The 18148-nt window shown below is 46.3% G+C and carries 18 protein-coding genes; 10 read left to right on the top strand and 8 right to left on the bottom strand.

Translation table 11 applies throughout. The features are described 5' to 3' along the window. Positions 1–162 precede the first annotated feature (162 nt). Positions 163–720: an oligoribonuclease gene (gene orn, locus MARGE09_RS12180; RefSeq protein ID WP_236982283.1), complete on the bottom strand. Its 558-nt coding sequence runs from the start codon at positions 718–720 to the stop codon at positions 163–165. On the opposite strand from orn, the gene rsgA reads away from it, so the two are divergent. The 5 genes from rsgA to MARGE09_RS12155 all read left to right on the top strand — a co-directional run bounded on the left by rsgA (position 704) and on the right by MARGE09_RS12155 (position 7792). Then, a complete protein-coding gene (rsgA, locus tag MARGE09_RS12175; protein ID WP_236982281.1) occupies positions 704–1864 on the top strand; it encodes a small ribosomal subunit biogenesis GTPase RsgA in 1161 nt (386 codons plus the stop codon). The two genes, orn and rsgA, sit on opposite strands and share 17 nt — an antisense overlap. 47 nt (positions 1865–1911) lie before the next feature. Next, the gene (gene asd / locus MARGE09_RS12170; protein ID WP_236982279.1) at positions 1912–2760 is read left to right on the top strand and encodes an archaetidylserine decarboxylase; all 849 of its coding nucleotides are present in this window, start codon (positions 1912–1914) and stop codon (positions 2758–2760) included. A gap of 183 nt (positions 2761–2943) precedes the next feature. Beyond that, positions 2944–4623, top strand: a complete 1680-nt coding sequence (locus MARGE09_RS12165; RefSeq protein ID WP_236982277.1) for a substrate-binding domain-containing protein — start codon at positions 2944–2946, stop codon at positions 4621–4623. Positions 4624–4628: 5 nt separating this feature from the next. After that, the gene (locus MARGE09_RS12160) at positions 4629–6584 is read left to right on the top strand and encodes a hypothetical protein (protein WP_236982275.1); all 1956 of its coding nucleotides are present in this window, start codon (positions 4629–4631) and stop codon (positions 6582–6584) included. A gap of 107 nt (positions 6585–6691) precedes the next feature. Beyond that, positions 6692–7792, top strand: a complete 1101-nt coding sequence (locus MARGE09_RS12155) for a DNA alkylation repair protein (RefSeq protein ID WP_236982272.1) — start codon at positions 6692–6694, stop codon at positions 7790–7792. On the opposite strand, the gene MARGE09_RS12150 is transcribed toward MARGE09_RS12155, so the two are convergent. Both MARGE09_RS12150 and MARGE09_RS12145 read right to left on the bottom strand, forming a co-directional pair. Next, complete coding sequence (locus MARGE09_RS12150) at positions 7789–8214, bottom strand: CopD family protein (RefSeq protein WP_236982270.1); 426 nt, start codon at positions 8212–8214, stop codon at positions 7789–7791. The two genes, MARGE09_RS12155 and MARGE09_RS12150, sit on opposite strands and share 4 nt — an antisense overlap. A 38-nt stretch (positions 8215–8252) precedes the next feature. Then, complete coding sequence (locus tag MARGE09_RS12145) at positions 8253–10010, bottom strand: chloride channel protein (RefSeq protein WP_236982268.1); 1758 nt, start codon at positions 10008–10010, stop codon at positions 8253–8255. Positions 10011–10227: 217 nt separating this feature from the next. Between MARGE09_RS12145 and argC the strand changes: the two genes are divergently transcribed. From argC to erpA, 4 genes are all read left to right on the top strand, one after another. Then, positions 10228–11268, top strand: a complete 1041-nt coding sequence (argC, locus tag MARGE09_RS12140) for an N-acetyl-gamma-glutamyl-phosphate reductase (protein WP_236982266.1) — start codon at positions 10228–10230, stop codon at positions 11266–11268. Positions 11269–11280: 12 nt separating this feature from the next. Beyond that, positions 11281–12042 carry a DUF6776 family protein gene (locus tag MARGE09_RS12135; protein ID WP_236982264.1) on the top strand — a complete coding sequence of 254 codons (762 nt, stop codon included), beginning with the start codon at positions 11281–11283 and terminating at the stop codon, positions 12040–12042. A gap of 8 nt (positions 12043–12050) precedes the next feature. Beyond that, entirely contained in the window at positions 12051–12473 is a 423-nt protein-coding gene (locus MARGE09_RS12130; RefSeq protein ID WP_236982262.1) for a bactofilin family protein, read from the top strand. Between the two features lie 132 nt (positions 12474–12605). Continuing rightward, positions 12606–12959: an iron-sulfur cluster insertion protein ErpA gene (gene erpA, locus MARGE09_RS12125; protein ID WP_236982260.1), complete on the top strand. Its 354-nt coding sequence runs from the start codon at positions 12606–12608 to the stop codon at positions 12957–12959. 41 nt (positions 12960–13000) lie between these two features. On the opposite strand, the gene MARGE09_RS12120 is transcribed toward erpA, so the two are convergent. From MARGE09_RS12120 to MARGE09_RS12100, 5 genes are all read right to left on the bottom strand, one after another. After that, complete coding sequence (locus MARGE09_RS12120) at positions 13001–13825, bottom strand: DUF2914 domain-containing protein (RefSeq protein WP_236982258.1); 825 nt, start codon at positions 13823–13825, stop codon at positions 13001–13003. 281 nt (positions 13826–14106) lie between these two features. Next, a complete protein-coding gene (locus MARGE09_RS12115) occupies positions 14107–14556 on the bottom strand; it encodes an SRPBCC family protein (RefSeq protein WP_236982256.1) in 450 nt (149 codons plus the stop codon). A 242-nt stretch (positions 14557–14798) separates the two neighbouring features. Then, complete coding sequence (locus MARGE09_RS12110) at positions 14799–15677, bottom strand: hypothetical protein (protein WP_236982254.1); 879 nt, start codon at positions 15675–15677, stop codon at positions 14799–14801. Between the two features lie 41 nt (positions 15678–15718). Then, entirely contained in the window at positions 15719–16150 is a 432-nt protein-coding gene (locus tag MARGE09_RS12105) for a hypothetical protein (protein WP_236982252.1), read from the bottom strand. A 281-nt stretch (positions 16151–16431) separates the two neighbouring features. After that, positions 16432–16602, bottom strand: a complete 171-nt coding sequence (locus tag MARGE09_RS12100) for a DUF1328 domain-containing protein (protein ID WP_236982250.1) — start codon at positions 16600–16602, stop codon at positions 16432–16434. Positions 16603–16960: 358 nt separating this feature from the next. On the opposite strand from MARGE09_RS12100, the gene MARGE09_RS12095 reads away from it, so the two are divergent. Next, the gene (locus MARGE09_RS12095; RefSeq protein WP_236982248.1) at positions 16961–18109 is read left to right on the top strand and encodes an iron-containing alcohol dehydrogenase; all 1149 of its coding nucleotides are present in this window, start codon (positions 16961–16963) and stop codon (positions 18107–18109) included. Positions 18110–18148: the final 39 nt, after the last annotated feature.

Raw genomic sequence — 18148 nt, 5'->3', positions numbered from 1 at the left:
AGGCGCCAAATTGTGTTTTTGAGATGCACCGCTAAATTACAAAACAATAGGTTAAAAAAAGCATAAATATAGGATACCTTTAATCACCACAGAAGCGCAAGGCAAGCCGCCAACGTTAGTGCCACCTGCGATAGTGCTCAATTTTTAATCAACACCTAAGCATCAAATACTGAAAACTGTACCGCGATAATACTTAAGCTCTGCAATTGAGTCTTTAATATCATCTAGCGCCAAATGGCTGCCCTGCTTTTTCACGCCGTCCAACAGCTCGGGTTGCCAGCGGCGAGTAAGCTCCTTAATGGTCGAAACATCGATACTGCGATAGTGAAAATACGCCTCCAACTCTGGCATGTAACGCACCAAAAAACGACGATCCTGACCAATAGAGTTGCCACAAATCGGGCTCTTACCTTTGGGTACCCACTGCTCCAAAAAGGCAAGTGTCGCCTTTTCTGCATCGCGCATCGTGGTATTGCTTTCCAATACTCGATCAACCAAACCCGAGCCGCCATGCTGCGTCGTATTCCATTCGTCCATTGCATCCAAAACCGCTTTGGAGTGTTGAATAGCCATAACAGGCCCTTGCGCCAAAATATTCAACTGACTGTCGGTCACAATGGTGGCGATCTCAATAATGGTATCTTGCTCGGGCAGTAAGCCCGTCATTTCGAGGTCGATCCAAACTAGGTTGGTGTCATTTGCAGTGTTATTTTTTGTCATTCGAAAACTCAATTGGCCAGTTAAAGGGTTGGTGTGCAGTAATAGCGTCGTTTTGTCGTACAATGCAGCGATTATAGACCAGCAGATACCGATTATTGTGGCCAAACGTAGACTCAGCAAACAACAAAAAACGCGCATTGATGATAAACACGCCCAAATTAATCGCAATGCAAAAGCACCCGGCAAACCGATAGCACAACCGGATGATAACAACTTTGGCGAAGAACAAAATGGCTTAGTGATTAGCCATTACCGCGCACAAGCCGATGTTGAATGCGCTTTAAGTGGGGACGTTATCCGTTGCCACCTGCGCGCAAACCTTCCCCATATTGTCACTGGCGACCACGTAGTATGGCGCCGCGGCTTAGGCGAACAAGCCAATACAGGCATAGTTGAAGCCATTAACCAGCGCACTAGCGAGCTATGTCGACCAGATAGCTACGGCAAAATGAAGCTGGTCGGCGCCAACATCACCCGCGCCATTATTGTGATAGCCCCTGAACCAGAAGCGCACAGCAACCTTATCGACCGCTACATTGTGGTCGCCGAACACTTAGGTCTAGAGGTACTACTACTGGTCAATAAGTGTGACCTACTTGGCGATAACAACCCGACTCTCGACCTACTCAAAAAATACCAAGCATTAGGCTATCGCAGTTTAGCCATTTCCAGTAAAAACAACATTGGCATGGACACACTTAAACAACTGCTTAGCGACGGTTGCAGCATTTTTGTGGGGCAGTCTGGCGTGGGCAAATCTTCGATTATTCAAACACTATTGCCTGCCGAAGAAATCAAAATAGGCGAGCTATCGGATGTCGCGCGCAAAGGCCGTCACACAACCACCCACGCGCGTTTATATCACTTTCCAGACGGCGGTAATTGTATTGATTCACCCGGTATACGCGAATTTGGCCTTTGGCATTTAAGCCCCGATGATGTCTTGCACGGCTTTAGTGAATTCCGCCCCTTTATCGGCTTATGTAAATATCGCAATTGCACTCACATTAACGACGCCCACTGCGCCATCTCAAAAGCCGCAGCCGCCGGTGATATCACACCAGAGCGCTATAAAAGTTATACCTATATTGTGCAAAGTTTAGACGAGGTCACTATTCAGGGCGAGCGTCCACAGAAACAATAAATCGACTTACACCTTTAACATCACACACTACAGAGTTCAGCATTCGTATGAGCGATCAACTATTTATTGCCCTACAACGCCTTGCCCCGCAGCATCTTATTTCTCGCGGCGCAGGCCTATTGGCGAGCAGCACCAACCCTTTTATCAAAAATACCTTCATTAACTGGTTTGCCAACAAATACGACATCGACATGCGCGATGCCATCGAGCAAAACCCCGAAGCCTATGCCTGCTTCAACGACTTTTTTACCCGCGCCCTCAAGCCCGACGCCCGCCCCATCGATACAGGCCAATCTCTTGTCAGCCCCGCAGACGGAGCCATTAGCCAACTAGGAACCATCGAAGACGGGCGTATATTCCAAGCCAAAGGGCAAAGCTTTACATTGCTCGAGCTTGTTGGTGGCAAAAGCGAAGACGCCGAGCTCTACCAAGACGGCAACTTCGCCACCATTTACCTATCGCCTCGCGACTACCACCGCGTGCATATGCCACTGGCCGGCAAACTTACCCATATGACGCATATCCCCGGTGATTTATTTTCCGTGAATACGGTAACAGCGCAACACGTCCCCCGTTTATTTGCACGCAACGAACGCGTTGTCTGCCACTTTGAAACCGAGCGCGGGCCAATGGCTGTCGTTTTGGTGGGCGCAATGATTGTGGCCAGTATTTACACCCCTTGGGCCGGCATTGTTGCCCCCCAGAAAAAACAAGTTCGCCACTTTAATTACCAAGAATCGAAAACATTAACACTCGAAAAAGGCGATGAAATGGGGCGCTTTTTACTGGGGTCAACGGCCGTAGTACTCACCCCCAAGAACACCCTTCAATGGCATGAGCACCTCGGTGAAAATAGCCCCGTACGTATGGGCCAACCTATTGCCAGCCTCATTTAGCTAGCACAGTTCGTATTGCCTTTAAGGGCAATACGAACCCTCTCCTACCCTGTTATCCATAACGCAATAACCATTAGGCATATCAAAAAGTATAAGAACAGCCATAAGCTATAAAAGCACAGATTTAACGACACTCAGCTGTACTACAGTTAAAGGATAATAAACTGATACGGTTAATACACTGTGGCAAAGCGCAAAACGATTGGCGTGTATACACCCTACCTTCAAGGTTTTTACTTTGGAGAACTGGTTAGCCAACTACAACAATATGCTTTTTTAAAAGGCTACAACTTTACGGTTATCAAGACCGGAGGTTTCAATAGCTTTAAATCCACAATGCACAGCGCGCACATTGATTACGCCGTGATCTTGCGCAATGCCATACACAACGACCTTGCACAGCATTTACTTAGCCAAGGTACGCCCGTCGCCTCCATTGCCTATGACTACTTCCCACTGGCAATCCCAATGATAACCAGCGATAACGATCACGGCACAGAATTAGCTTTTAATCACCTGATTCAAAAAGGCCACCGGGAACTTGCCTTTGTTGGTGATCTGTCTCAATACGACATTCGCAAACGTTACGAAGCATTTTGCGATCAATGCGAAATCAACCAATTTGAGCTCGACGAAAAAAATATTTTTGTCGTCAACGACACGCTTTTCTCTGGTGGCTACCAAGCCGCTAGCGACTACGTGAAAAACGGCTGTACCGCTAAAGGCATTATTTGTGGCGCCAGCCTCACAAGCATTGGCTTTAGCCAGCAGCTTAGGCACTTATTAAGCGACACCGACTCACTCGACATTGTCGGCTTCGATGCAATTTCGCTGATCCCCATCACCGAACCCAACATGACAATGGTCGACCAAAATTTACATTTAATGGCCTATAAAACCATTAATATTCTCGAAAGCCTGCGCAATGAGGAGAGTTTAGAAAGACACCATCTTGTCGACCCAAAACTGATCACCGCCAGTAGCGATTTTATGCAGGCCGAAGATGCCTTCCTAGCTACAAGTACCGAAATTGCCGAGTTGCACAATGCAAACTACATGAAAAGCGTTATTAATAACCTTGAAGAATGGCCCAAAACCATTGTCGAAAGCAACCTCGACACCTTAATGACACTATCACCGTTATTTGAAAAATATATGCAGCGCGCGTGCTATGGACGCACCGCAATCAGTAAAAATGGGCGGGAATATATCAAGGTAACCAAACTGTTCTTACAAACCGATGTTAAACGCTTTGCCAAAAGCGATATGGGCACCCTTTCTGAATCATCCGCCTACCCTGCCGCCGCGGTCGACATTCAAAGCGACGCATTCGATACCAGTATTCACATGCCGATTTTTCAAAATAACCGTTTATGGTCGGTATTAAGCGTTTACGGCTCCAGCAAACAAGCCAGCAAACCCAGCAGCTTCTCAGCTTTTAGTGCGTATTTAGATAACATTGCCAACCATCTAAAAATAAAAGCTCAAGAAGGCCAGCAACCCGTGCAGGGCGAAAGCACGACCAAAGAGGAAGATAATGCTCCGGTTGCCGCCGGAACAGTAAAATGGTCACCGGCGGCGAATGACACCGAATGGGATAACGAATCTTTAAGCGCAATAGGCTTAGTGTCCGATCTAGAGCATAACATCTATCGACATATGGACCTTACCGACCGCATTCACCCCGACGACGACACCACCTTACGGAGCTGTTTACTCAGCGCTAAAGACCAGGAATTTAATATAAATGTTCGGCTAAAGCATAAAAATAAAAGCTACATGCCTTTTCAAATAGAACGTGGAAATATTGAAGATGATGGCACCGTGATTTTGCTGCTTACACTTGTAAATTCCGCAGGCTAACACTCATGTTCTTAAGCGAACACGCAGAACAACTTGTATATGGCCTGCTCTTGCTGCTTATTTTCAGCATCTTGACTAACCTGTATTTCATTAACTCTGGTTTGCAAAAGAAAATTAGCAAGCGCGCATTCGACAAAGAATTCCCTCAGCATCTCAAGAAGTTCTTACTAAGCCAAGCACAAAAAACCGAAGATGCTCGGCGCCATAACGAGCGAAAGCACCTGAGCAAAGGCGTTATTTCGTTGCGCAATGCCTACTTAAAAATTGAAGCTAAAGCCATTAATCAAACAATAGATTCCAAAGCCTACTGGAATTTAGTTAACAGTAATGTGCAAAAATTACTCGACATCCTTGTCGAACAAAAAAAATCAAGACCACTCTTAGCCATAGAAGAAAAAATCGCTAAAATACGCGAAAAAATAGCGCTGTCGCCACCCAGTAAAAGCACAAAAAATGTACTAGAAAGCTTAGAAAAATTCCACTCCGCATGCGTATCCAACAGCGACAACCCAGCTAAAATAGCGCATTACAGCGAAAAACTAGAGCAATTACTGAGCAAACTCGATAGTGCCGCCTATCGGAAACTTACCGAAAAAGCCCATATTCACGATACCTACAGCCAATCTAGCAACAAAACCATTGAAGACTTCAAAGGGCATATTGAGCAATCCAATACAAGTTTAAAGAACCTCAGTGATATCAACCCAGACGACTATGACTTTTCCTTGCAAGCGTTCAACAAAAACAATACCGATATTATCGAAAGCGTCGATAAATTTGAGCGCAATATAGAGCGTATTAACAACTCTAATCGCAATACGAAAACAGCGATAATCACCTCCTCGAATAACGACATCAAACACGCCAACTCAGAGCTTGATGAGCTTTCGGAGCAAATACAACAGGAAAACGAAGAAGAAATTGAACGCCTACGCCAAATTATCAAAGGCCAAAAGAACATTATCGTTGAACTCGAAGACAACATTTCAACCATTGAAGAAGCACAGCCAACAACGACCCCCTCCAATATTACCGAGGGACGTACCACGCCCCAGCAGGATAAAAACACCGATATTAGACAACTCAAACTCAGCCTTAGAGATGCCGAGTTTTGTATTGATACGCTAGAAAAAGAACTGGAAACGCTAAAAACAAACCATCAATACCACAAGGAGAACCCTAAAGACGAGCCCGTTACCGAGCCGCTATCCAATACACACTTGGCAAGTTTGGAAAACACGATCAGTCAACTCAAAGGGGAAATATCTGAAGCAAAAGACATCCATGACCTTAACACCTCCATTATGAATTTTATTTCAGAGTGCCTAGATGCTAGCTCTATTGAGGATATTTCTTTATCTATTTACCAAACGCTGGGCGACCTCGGTTGGTCCTCAGGGTTGTTTATTAAAGGGGGCACCAGAACCCTAGAAATTGACCCATCGGGGCTGTTAAAAGACCGAGAAAAAACGCTGATTAAAAACATGCAAATTGATGAAGTAGACTCACAAAATGCAGGCAAGACCATCCGCTTCCATTACATGCACATCTCGGGAAAGCTAGTCACTGTCGACCCCCAATCAAGTACAAATGAAAAACATAGCGCCATACTCAATCTATTAAAAACGACTGATAAAATCATAGGCAGGATGAAGTCAGATCAAAATTACAAAAAACAGCGAAAAGTCATCCAGGAAAGCTCTAACAATATTAAAAAAATAGCTCACGAAGTCGACCAAACCATCGATACAATCAACAAGCGTACGAAAGATAGCGTAAGTAATGGTTTTGGCCAAATACAGGATATCGCACGCTCCAAGGGGCTTAAAGCCAGTCAGATCGCAAGCTTTAAAAACCTAGAACAACAAACACTGAACGAAATAGCAGCAGATAACAGCCTGCGCCTTAAAGTGAAAAAACAATTCCTGCTTATCCTCAAAAATTTAGAAGACGGCGAATAGCCTTTCTATAGCTCACCACGTACAATTTCAATACGCTTCCCCCTTATCGAGCACAACCATTAGTCGGTACAGTGGCGCCACCATAGTTTGCAGCAGATGGAATTTTTATGAAACAAGGCTTATCGCACGCAGCCGTCGCCCGAATATCCCAGGGTTTGGCATCCATTATTAAAGATTTTGACCAAAAAAGTTTTACTATGGAGGCATTAAAGGGGCTAGAAGACCTAGAGCTGAAAGCTCGAGTGCATCATATTATCGCCGCCATGGGATTGTCCTTGCCCGCATTTAGCAAAGTAGCGCCAGCACTGTGTCGCTTGCCAGCGCATTGGGACAAAGGCGACCCTAAAGATCCACTAAGGGGCTTTGCCGCTTGGCCAATAATCGATTATGTTGCACGTTACGGCATAGACCAGCCCGCACTAGCCTTTAAAGCGCTCGAAAAACTAACGCCACTATTTAGCGCTGAATTTGCGATACGCCCCTTTATAGAAAGGTATCCACACGAAGCCTTTCAACAATTGAACCTTTGGGCGCAACACCCAAATGATCATGTCCGCCGCTTAGCCAGCGAAGGCTGCCGACCAAAACTCCCTTGGGGCATGCAGCTTAAAACCTTAGTCGCAGCACCAGCGCCCATTTTGCCTATACTCGAAACACTCAAAAACGACCCCAGTTTATATGTCCGAAAATCGGTAGCCAATAACCTTAACGACATCAGCAAAGACCACCCCAATACGGTTTTAAACACGCTAGAGACATGGCGAACAACTACTGCAAGCAAAGAAACCTTGTGGATTATCCAGCACGCCAGCAGAACCTTAATTAAACAGGGCAATGCTCGAGCACTAGCGCTTATGGGGGCTAAAAAAGCACACATTAAGAGCAGCCAGCTGGTATGCCCAAGCTCGGTATTAAGCGGCGGCCTATTAAATTTTTCACTCAGTTTCACAAGTAAGCAACAACAAAAGCTGGTGATTGACTACGCCATTGATTTTTTGCGCAACAATCAACAGCACAATAGCAAGGTGTTTAAATTGAAAACACTAGAAGCCCAAAAAGGCGAAGAGATTTGTATCGATAAAAGTTATTCATTTAAAGCCATTAGCACTCGCCGGTATTATCCCGGCGAGCACCAGCTGCATATACAAATTAACGGTGAAGTTATTGCGAGCGCCAACTTCGAGCTTAAAAAGGCTAAAAACGACTAGAAAGGCCTGACCACAACCAAAATAACAATCGCGACCAAAAAGAAAACAGGCACTTCATTAAACCAACGAAAGAAGACATGGCTAGGAGGTTGAAAATCGTCGCGGGCAAACTTCTTAATATAAGCACCGCACATATGATGATAACCCGTAAGCAAGAAAACCAGCGTTAGCTTAGCGTGAAACCAGCCTTGTGTTTTTAAATAATCCCACTGAAAACTCACAAGCCAGCCGCCCAATAACCACACAGCAAGAATCGATGGCGTGCCTATACCCCGGTAAAGCTTACGCTCCATAATTTTAAAGCGCTCTTTGCCTGCAGCATCTTCACAAGCGGCGTGGTAAACAAACAAACGCGGCAAATAAAATAATACGGCAAACCACGTAACTACCGACATAATGTGAAAGGCTTTAACCCACAACATACATACTCCTAAGACTTAAAAAGCGCAGGTTTTCCGCGCTATGAATGATAATAATTATCGAGGTGTTCTGCCGTCACAATTCCCTGCATTACATTGAGCACCGACTGCTGCTGCGTTGCCACATAAACCGCGTCGCTGTGACCTTGGGTAATGGCCTGTTCTGCCTCCCACAACGTAGCATCCTCGTGAATCGCCGCCAGTATAAGCCTCTGAGCAGGAATCGCAAAAAGGTCAATTTCCTTCTCTAAGGCAAGCACCTCTACCGGCGCGCTTTCGAGCCATGCCGCCAAATTGGCGGCTTTTAAAGCGGTGTATTTTGGCGCTTCATCAACCACCAACCAATTAGGCCGCTTAGCCAAAATTTGCTTAGCCTGCTCATAGTCCATTTCTCGATGCACGATGGTCAATGCAGTATCCATCACACTGCGAACCCCCGCGCGGCGAAGCGCCTGCTGCGCAGGCTTTAAATTTAATGGCCGGCCACTGTGCTTTAGCTGCTCATTAAAAATGCCACCAAAATTAAAAAAGTAACGGGTGGTCACACAAGCCACCACAATCACTAGCATCGCCGGGAAGATAATATGTGGGTTATAACTTAATTCCAAAACTGCAACCAAAGCTGCTAAAGGAGCATTCACCACAGCGGCCATCATGCCAGCCATGCCAATCAACACATAAAAAGCAGGCTCGACAACAATATCGGGGTAAATTGCATGCACCAATAAACCTAACGCGCCGCCAAGGCACGCACCGCTCACCAAGGCAGGGCCAATTACCCCCCCAGGCAAACCTAAACCCACCGTTAATGCACTCACCACAATTTTGGCAAAACAAATCACCATCAAAGCCGTAAAAACAAGCTCCCCGCCCATCGCTTGCCCTAGGGTGTCATAACCTAGCCCCATAATGGCGGGCTGCCACCAAGCTACTGCCGCTGTAATTACCGCCGCTAACGTCAGCCTTTGCCATAGCGCCCAATGCCGAAAGCGCATCGCCGTAATATTCAACCAAATAAAAAGCGCCGAGCTTAACGCAATCACCAAACCACAGCCCACCATAAACGGCAGCTCGATTAAACTTTCCATATCGTTGCGCACAAGCACCAGTTCGCTAGCACCCGCAAAAACAGCCTGGCTTAGCGCCGCGCCCATCACCGATGCCATAATGACAGGGACAAAACCAATAATCGTATATTCCATTACGATGACTTCCATGGCGAAAATAACACCTGCCATGGGCGTATCAAAAGACGCCGATATTGCCGCCGCAACACCACAACCGACCAATGTATGGCGGCTATTATTGGGCAGTTTTAACCAGTTACCCACTTGGCTGGCACAACCGGCCCCCAAATGCACCGCAGGGCCTTCGCGCCCAACGGAAAAACCACTTAACAAACAAATAACCCCACCCACAAATTGGGTAAACCAACTACGCTTTGGTAAACGGCCTTGGAAATTGTGCAACCGGTGCAACACATGCCCCACCCCCACCTGTGAAGCCTCTGGCCCCATAGTCCGTAAAAACACCCACAAAATAAACGCACCGCCAAAGATCATTGCCGTGCGGGTATTGGCCGATAACTGCTCAAAACTCTCGGCGCCATTGGGCATAAACTGCCCTAATGGCCACTCAATACACAACCGGAAGCACACGATAATCAAGCCGGTAAACAAACCAATTACCAAGCCCAATAGCGTTAACTGGGGCAGCGCATCGATGTAAGAAAGGGAGTGACGAAAATGAACAACTGCGCTATTTGCGCGCTTTAGCCATTTAGCAATGGTATCGGGCATGGTGATATAGCTTTAGTTTTAAGTGAAAGGTCATTACCATACGCAGCGGCGCGCGTATCAACGCGAGAGTTTACGCGCAATGCTACAAACAAACAGGCTTAGCGCATAGATTGCAATGTACAAAGCCCAGCCTTGCACAATTATATGTAGGCTAGTTTAGCGGAATACGACGCACAATGATGCGAAATTCGCGCTCAATCAACACACGAGGTGAACCGTGATTAAAGTAGGTATTGTCGGTGGTACAGGCTACACCGGCGTAGAATTGCTCCGATTGTTAACCAACCACCCCAAAGCACAAGTGAGCGTAATCACTTCGCGCGCTGAAAGTGGTCGCGCAGTACCCGAGCTATTCCCCAACCTTCGCGGTCATTACGACAACCTGTATTTCAGTGCGCCCGATAACAACGCCCTACTTGCGTGTGATGTCATCTTTTTTGCCACGCCGCACGGGGTTGCCCAGGCCTCCGCCGGAGAACTATTAGAAGGTGGCGCCAAGATTATTGACTTATCTGCCGACTTTCGAATTCGCGATGTTGCACTGTGGGAAAAATGGTACAACCAAGAGCACGGCGCCAAAAAGTGGGTTAGCGAAGCCGTATACGGCCTACCAGAGTATAATCGCGAAGCCATTAAAAACGCCCGTTTAATTGCGTGCCCCGGCTGCTACCCCACCGCTATTTTGCTAGGTTTTAAACCATTAATTGAACAAAAACTGGTCGATACGCAACACCTTATTGCCAGTGCCGCCAGCGGTGCTAGCGGCGCCGGCCGTGGCGCAAAAGTGGCCATGTTGCACACCGAGCTGTGCGAAAGCTTTAAAGCTTACGGAGTGGATGGCCATCGCCACCTTCCCGAAATTGAGCAATTGCTAACCGACTTTAGTGGTAGCAAAGATGCGATGACACTCACATTTGTACCGCACCTGATTCCCATGAGCCGCGGTATCCATGCCACACTCTTTGCTACATTGAAGGACAAAAGCACTAATTTGCAGCAAGTTTTTGAGCAAGCTTATGAAAATGAGCCCTTTGTTGATGTTCTACCAGCAGGCAGCACGGCAGAAACCCGCACAGTAAAAGGCACCAACCTTTGCCGCATTGCCGTGCATCAGCCCCAAGGCCGGGATACTGCCGTGATCACTGTGGTAGAGGATAACCTCACCAAAGGCTCTTCTGGCCAAGCCATTCAAAATATGAATATCATGTTTGGGCTTGATGAGAGCTGCGGCTTACATTTTGCTTCACTACTGCCATAAAGCGAACAGTTTATGGCCAGTGTAAAAGAAAGTCGGCAACATCGAATGGTGGTCGTGCGCCACCGCCCAATATTGAAGTGGTCTATCCGGGCGCTTACCGTTTTAGCATTAGGCACTACGGCGGCTGGCGCCTACCACTATGGGTACCAACAAGGCGCTGGTCAGCTCGCGCTACTCGAAAAAATGTTGGCTGATAATATTGCCAAGGTAACAACATTAGAAGCCAGTAATAGCGAATATGCACAACAGCTTATTAATACCAAAACAGGCGCAGAAGTTGATAGAAAATCCAGCGAAGCTGTACGCCAAGAAGTACTAGAATTGAAAACAGCCCTGCAAAAAATTCAAGAAGAAAACAATTTTTATCGCAACATCATGAGCCCCGAAAAAGGCGGTAAAGGCCCAGCAATTGGCGAATGGGAGCTTACAAAAGCCGATGAGGCTGGCCACTACCATTTTAAACTGGTTGTAAAGCAGCTCGCCAAACACACCAATTGGGTTAAAGGCCATGTCAGCATCACAATTGAAGGCCAACAAAATAACAACAGCAAAAGTTACAACTATAGTGAAATAGCAATCATTGATAACACCGATAACGACAAGGCAAAAAACGATGCTACTAAGCTCAAAGTGAAGTTTCGGTATTTTCAAACGCTGGCGGGAAAACTTGCCCTACCAAAAAACTTTGCACCGGAGAAGGTCATTGTCGAGCTCAACATGACCGACCCAAAGAACACAACTATCACACAAAATTACGACTGGTTAGCACATTAGGGGGAATTATGTTCGGATCAAAAAAAGAAGTAGACCACGGCAGCAACCACACACTGATATCGCGCGGCACTAAAGTTGTAGGCGACATTCACTTTGTCGGCGAGCTGCAAATAGAAGGTCAAGTTGTTGGTAATGTTATTGCCGAAGGTGGCAAAGATGCGCGCTTAGTGATTCACGATAAAGGCAGCGTTGAAGGCGAAGTCCGCGTTTCGGCCGCCGTTATTAATGGCAAAGTCTGTGGCGACGTTCGCTCAACAGCCCACATCGAGCTTGCATCTAAGGCCATTATTCAAGGCAATGTTTATTACAACATTATCGAAATGGTGAAAGGCTCACAGGTCAACGGTAGCTTGGTACACTTCGACGAAAAAGCCGATAACGCCAAAAAGGTCGAGAATATCGCCGCCGCCAAAGCAAAACCGGCACAGTAAACCTATCTACACCACTTAGAGCTGGCCAGCATGGCCAGCTCTATGCTTTACCCGCAAAGCCTTGCCATAAGAATACTTGACTAAAACACTCAACTTAACAATAATCGGCAACCATCTAATGTTGAGGCCAATATGAGTTCAGCGCAAAGCTACACCCCGACTCCCATTCAAGTCACCCAAAATGCCATCGCCAAAGTTCGCAGCTTGGTAGAGGAAGAAGAAAATCCCAACCTAGTATTGCGCGTATATGTCACAGGCGGCGGATGCTCGGGCTTTCAATACGGCTTCAGTTTTGATGAAGAGCTGGACGAAGAAGATACCTTAATAGAAAAAGAAGGCGTGCGCGTCGTAGTAGACCCAATGAGCTACCCCTACCTTGTAGGTGCGCGGGTCGATTACCAAGAAAGCCTTCAGGGCTCGCGCTTCACTGTAGAAAACCCCAACGCCAGCTCCACCTGTGGCTGCGGCGCATCTTTCTCAGTATAAAACTTACCAACTCTACCTACACCCAACTAGCGGCAGGCGTATTAACGCACTTCAAAGTTAGCCGCCGCTAGCATTTCGCCAGCCGCCGTTTTTGCCACCACGCGCCACTGCCCTAGCATATTGCCATCAATATACTTGCTCGAAAAATTACCTGTTGTATCAAACCGTGGGCGGATTTTTACTCGCGCCACGCGCTTATCGTTGCGAAACCAATCGTAATGCACAGTCTGCTTACGAAGCCCCTTGAGTTCCGTAAAAAAGTACACGGTTAGCAACTCACCCTCGGGCACATGCAATATAGCTGCGGCATTATTGGCAGGCTCGCGCGCCTTCATTTGGGTTGCCAATGCGGCCCGCAGCAAATGCTCAGAGCTTGAGCTCACATCTGCAGGCTTAAAGGTCTTAGTGACAGGCACTGTTACAGCAGCATCAACTGGGGCAACCGCAACAGGCTCAACCACTGTTTCTGCCGCCTGCTCCTTGCTAGCCGCATTCGGTTGCGCCGGCGCTACGGCAACATTCACAGGAGCATCAACTTGGCTCAAGGGCGCTTTCGCTTCAGTTAAAGGCTCGACTACAGCCTGAGGCATCACCTTGGCAGCGCTTGCTACAGGACTTGGCGCCTCCACTGTGGCGGCTTCTAGCGGCGCAGCAGGCACAACATCAACAACAGTTTGTGCAGCCGGCGTAGTTTCTCTACCCGCCATGTTTAACAACAAAGCTACTAGTAAGGCCACAACCAGCAAAAGCGAGCCAGCCGCCGCCCAAATACGCCCCCAAAGTATCACCACCTCTTCTTTAACTACGTACTCTTTTTCTTCTGGAATATTGACCCGAATTGATAAGTTCGTCAGTGGTTTTGCCATGGAGGGTGACCTGTTTAATATTCAATTAAATCTAAAAACACCACCAAGAGAACAAGCCATACAGGCTTTTAACGCTTTGCTGTGCTTCAGATTGAAAGGCTGCGTATTGATTAGCAGACGGATATTACACCGAAAGCACCCAACCATCACCCCTCGCGTTAAACATGCCAACAAAGCATCTTCAATAATCGCTAGGCAAACGCGCTTGAAAAGTCTCGCTGCTAGTCTTCAAAGGCAATAAAAACTAAAACCACAAAGCGAGAAGAACGAGAACAAAAGCGCTACAGCATTTCGGTATAGTGCTTAACATCCCTAAGATCTTGCAGCAACGCTTTTTTCATAGACTTGCTTATCACCCCCGACAAGCAAAAAGACATTACTTTGGACAGCCATGTTTGCGCTTCACCACTAAACGACATCGAAAGACAAGTCCCCTTGCCCGTATCTGTTAGCGCTAGCGTTGTGGTATAGACGCAACCGTGACTTTGCGCCCGCGTGGAATAGAACTCCAACTCTTTTGCCTGCGTTATCCACATAACTTCCGTGGCCGACTTACCATACATAACCCGTGTTTCTTGCCACTTTAGCCCCTCCAAACCAGAGCTAGGCTTTTCCAACACTTTTATGTTTTCTATATTAGAAATAACACCCGCGCAATTTTCAATATCAGTAATAACAGACCACACCGTGGTCTTGGGCTTCATTATTGTAATATCAACAGAAATATTCATAATTCCCCTTAACATAAAAAGCGTTAACGCAGCATTCACGCAAACGCACCTGCGGCATATCTTCGCGATTATAATTGCGTATAAAACACCTAGCAATCCAGCAATAACCAAGCTACACATGCGGGCTAGTATTTCTACGGTTTTATGTAAGACTGCAGCTAATTAGATCAATCAAAGGGAATAAAGAAGCGGTATTAAAACGTAGGGGTGAGCACAGAAGAAGTGCCCTTACGGCCCTCCTACTATTGAAGAAGGCTTAAGGATTTCACCTCAAAACCCAAGTCACCAACAGAAAAGCCAAATGGGCTATCAAGGTAATAAGCATTAAGGTGGCCATCAGGGTGATAACTCACGGTAAATTTAGAATCTAAGGTATCTGCCGCTGCAATAGCCTTATCGTACAAATCGACCATACTAACAGGGAAGTAATCGAGCGAGATATTTACAGGAGGCGTTTCGTAATAACCTTTTGAAACACATTCACTATCAACCACCTCCGAATAAAATTGGCTCGTAGCTTCGCAAAAATCACGACAATGTAAAGCCAACACCATAGAGTAGTTGGCACTTCCCTTTTCGATCCACTCTCTTTTTTTGCGTCCCAGCTTAGCAACAACGGCTTGCGGGTAATAAAAATCCTCGACATGAATGCTTACTAGCCCCCCTTCGCTATCGAAGTACTGAAAATCTTGCGGATAACCCAGCTCGTGAAAATTAACCTGCCCTACTATTCGCTCGCTAATAAATGCATCCTCAACCATCATAAAAAGCTCTTCAACTGTCATCGCTGTGCTAGCGTTTGGCATTTGCGGCTCGTACTCAAAAAAAGACGCACCCGATAGTTGGTAGCTTTCAACAATTTTCTGATTATTCACTAACACCAATGAGTTTTCAGAATAAACATTCCCTACCGTATTATCATAAGCACCTGAAGCTTCTACGGTATCACGAAAAACATGCATCCTATAACGAGAGATATTACTATCGAGCCAAGCCGCTTTTGCTAAATCTATATTACTTATAGCCTCGCCGTTAGGCTTCAGCTTACCTTGCTCGGCATAATCCGCGCCATCGCAAGACCACAACATCAGGCAAGATAGTATCAGTAAATAATATTTCACAGTTCCTCCCAAAAAATTATGGCGCACAAATGCAATACAGCTTATGCCGACTTTTTATAATTTCGTGAATCAAAAATATGTTGTGACGACTTTGGAAGCGGCATCTCGGGTGCCGCAGCAACATCTAACTCACCCAACATGCGATCAACTTGAGCATCATTGAGCAGCAATTCACGATCCAACGCTTCAGAAATAATTAGTGCATCATTTAAAGCACGGTGCGTTTTAATATTGGCCTCTCTGGCGTAATTTTTCTTCCTTTGCGACCATCTTTGCATTTGCAGCTCAGAAAGTAAGTGCTCAATAGGGCTTAAACGAAAACTGCAATGCACGCCAGCAGCCGTATAAAGCTTGCTTAACCAATGGTAATCGTGTGCCCAACAGTCGGTATACAGTATTTGGCCATCACACAACGTGTTTAAATCTTGGCAAATATCAGCAATGGCTTTACCGTTGTCTTTTAGCTCGTTCAAGCTAATGCCATGAACTTTTTCAGCGCCCCTATCCCAATGCCCCCAACTAGCATGCGGCTTAACTAATGCACAATAAGTAGCCCATTCGCCAAAACCAACCCTATTTCTATTGGGTAACTAGACAAACCAAAACCAGAAGCTTCTATATCAACTACTGGTGTTGAAAGCGGCATATTCATTTTAAAACGATAACCTCAAATCAATTTTTACTTTTATATTATCAATCGAATTTAAAAAGGCTTATTGTAATAATTAACAATAAGCCTTTTTTGATACAACATTTAAGGTGAACGCCCACCAACGGCCCTAGCAATGGCCATAACAACCAACAATACTAGAAATACAACAAAAAAAATTTGCGCAATACCTGAAGCTGCACCGGCAATACCGCCAAAGCCTAGAACACCCGCGGCTATTGCAATAAGAAAAAAAACAATTGCCCAACCTAACATAATCATTCTCCTGACCATTATGAGTCGAATCAGATATTCATCGCTAAAACCCTGAACATCTGCCCTACACACTAACTATTACAGAATGCGTGCCAACATTTTCACAGACCACAAACAATGCCATAAAATTATACCGCCAAAACCTGTAGCCCTTGCAGCACAAGGGCTACAACACCACTGCAGCCTTAGCTCGGGGGTAATAAAAAACATACATAAATAGAAAAGGTAAAAGATATAACGCGTTTTTCAGCCTTTTTAACGGCCGTACAGTTATAACAATGACAGCACCCAAAGTAAGAATTACAATCATGCCCTAGTTATTCAAATAACAGCACGCGGATATAAGAAGGTAAGCAATATGATGACATTCAACTACAGCAACCCAACCAACATCATTTTTGGTCAGGGGCAAATAACCGCCATCCAACACAAAATACCTGCGAGCGCAAAAGTACTTTTGCTTTACGGCGGCGGCTCGATTAAAGATAACGGCATTTACCAACAGGTAACCCAAGCGCTGAGCGAAAACAGCGTGTTGGAGTTTTCAGGCATTACACCCAACCCCACCGTTGAGCATCTCGATAAGGCTGTCGCCCTAGCTAAGGCACAGAGCATTACATTTATTTTAGCTGTAGGCGGCGGATCTGTGATTGATGGCGCCAAATACGTGGCCGCCGCCGCATGCTACAACGGCACCGGCTGGGATATTTTAGAAGGCAAACATACCGTCGATAAAGCACTGCCCATTGGTTGTATTTTAACCCTACCGGCAACAGGCTCAGAATCAAATACAGCCTCAGTTGTCAGCAAAGCAGCAACCCAAGATAAACTGGCTTTTTTATCGCCAACGGTACAACCACAATTTGCCGTACTAGATCCAGATGCCATGAAAACCCTGCCAGCTAGGCAGCTCGCTAACGGCATTGCCGATGCATGGGTGCACACATGCGAGCAATACCTTACCGTTCAAGAAGGCGCTTGGGTCCAAGATGGGTACGCAGAAGCTCTACTCAAAACCTTATTGCGCTTAGCGAATACCTTTGAACAACAAGATGATCAATGGCGCGCTAACCTAATGTGGTCGGCCAACCAAGCCTTAAATGGATTAATCGGCGCAGGCGTAACACAAGATTGGGCCACCCACATGATTGGCCACGAGCTTACCGCGCTTTACGGCGTAGACCACGCACGCTCGCTGGCCATTATTCAACCCTCACTGCTGCGCAACCAGCTACACCTCAAACAAGGCAAGCTGGAGCAAATGGGGGAAGCCGTATTTGGTCTAGACGCAGGCAAAGACTTGGCCGAGCGCACAATTGACGCCATCGAAGCCTTTTACCACAAACTGGATATTGCCACGCGACTGACAGATTATGGCAACAACAAGCAAGCAGCCGTTGAAGCCGTACTTGCTAAAATGGAAGCCCACGGTTTACTGGCGATTGGCGAACACCAAAGTATTACTTTGGAAGAAAGCCGCACAATTTTACAAACCGCTATTGCCTAGAACTTATCGTTTAGAATGTACCCTGTAGCACGCGCCCTG

Origin of the sequence: Marinagarivorans cellulosilyticus (assembly GCF_021655555.1) — a bacterium.
Lineage (GTDB): Bacteria > Pseudomonadota > Gammaproteobacteria > Pseudomonadales > Cellvibrionaceae > Marinagarivorans > Marinagarivorans cellulosilyticus.
Note: the sequence above shows the minus strand (reverse complement) of the source record. Positions and strands in the feature narration are given on the sequence as shown.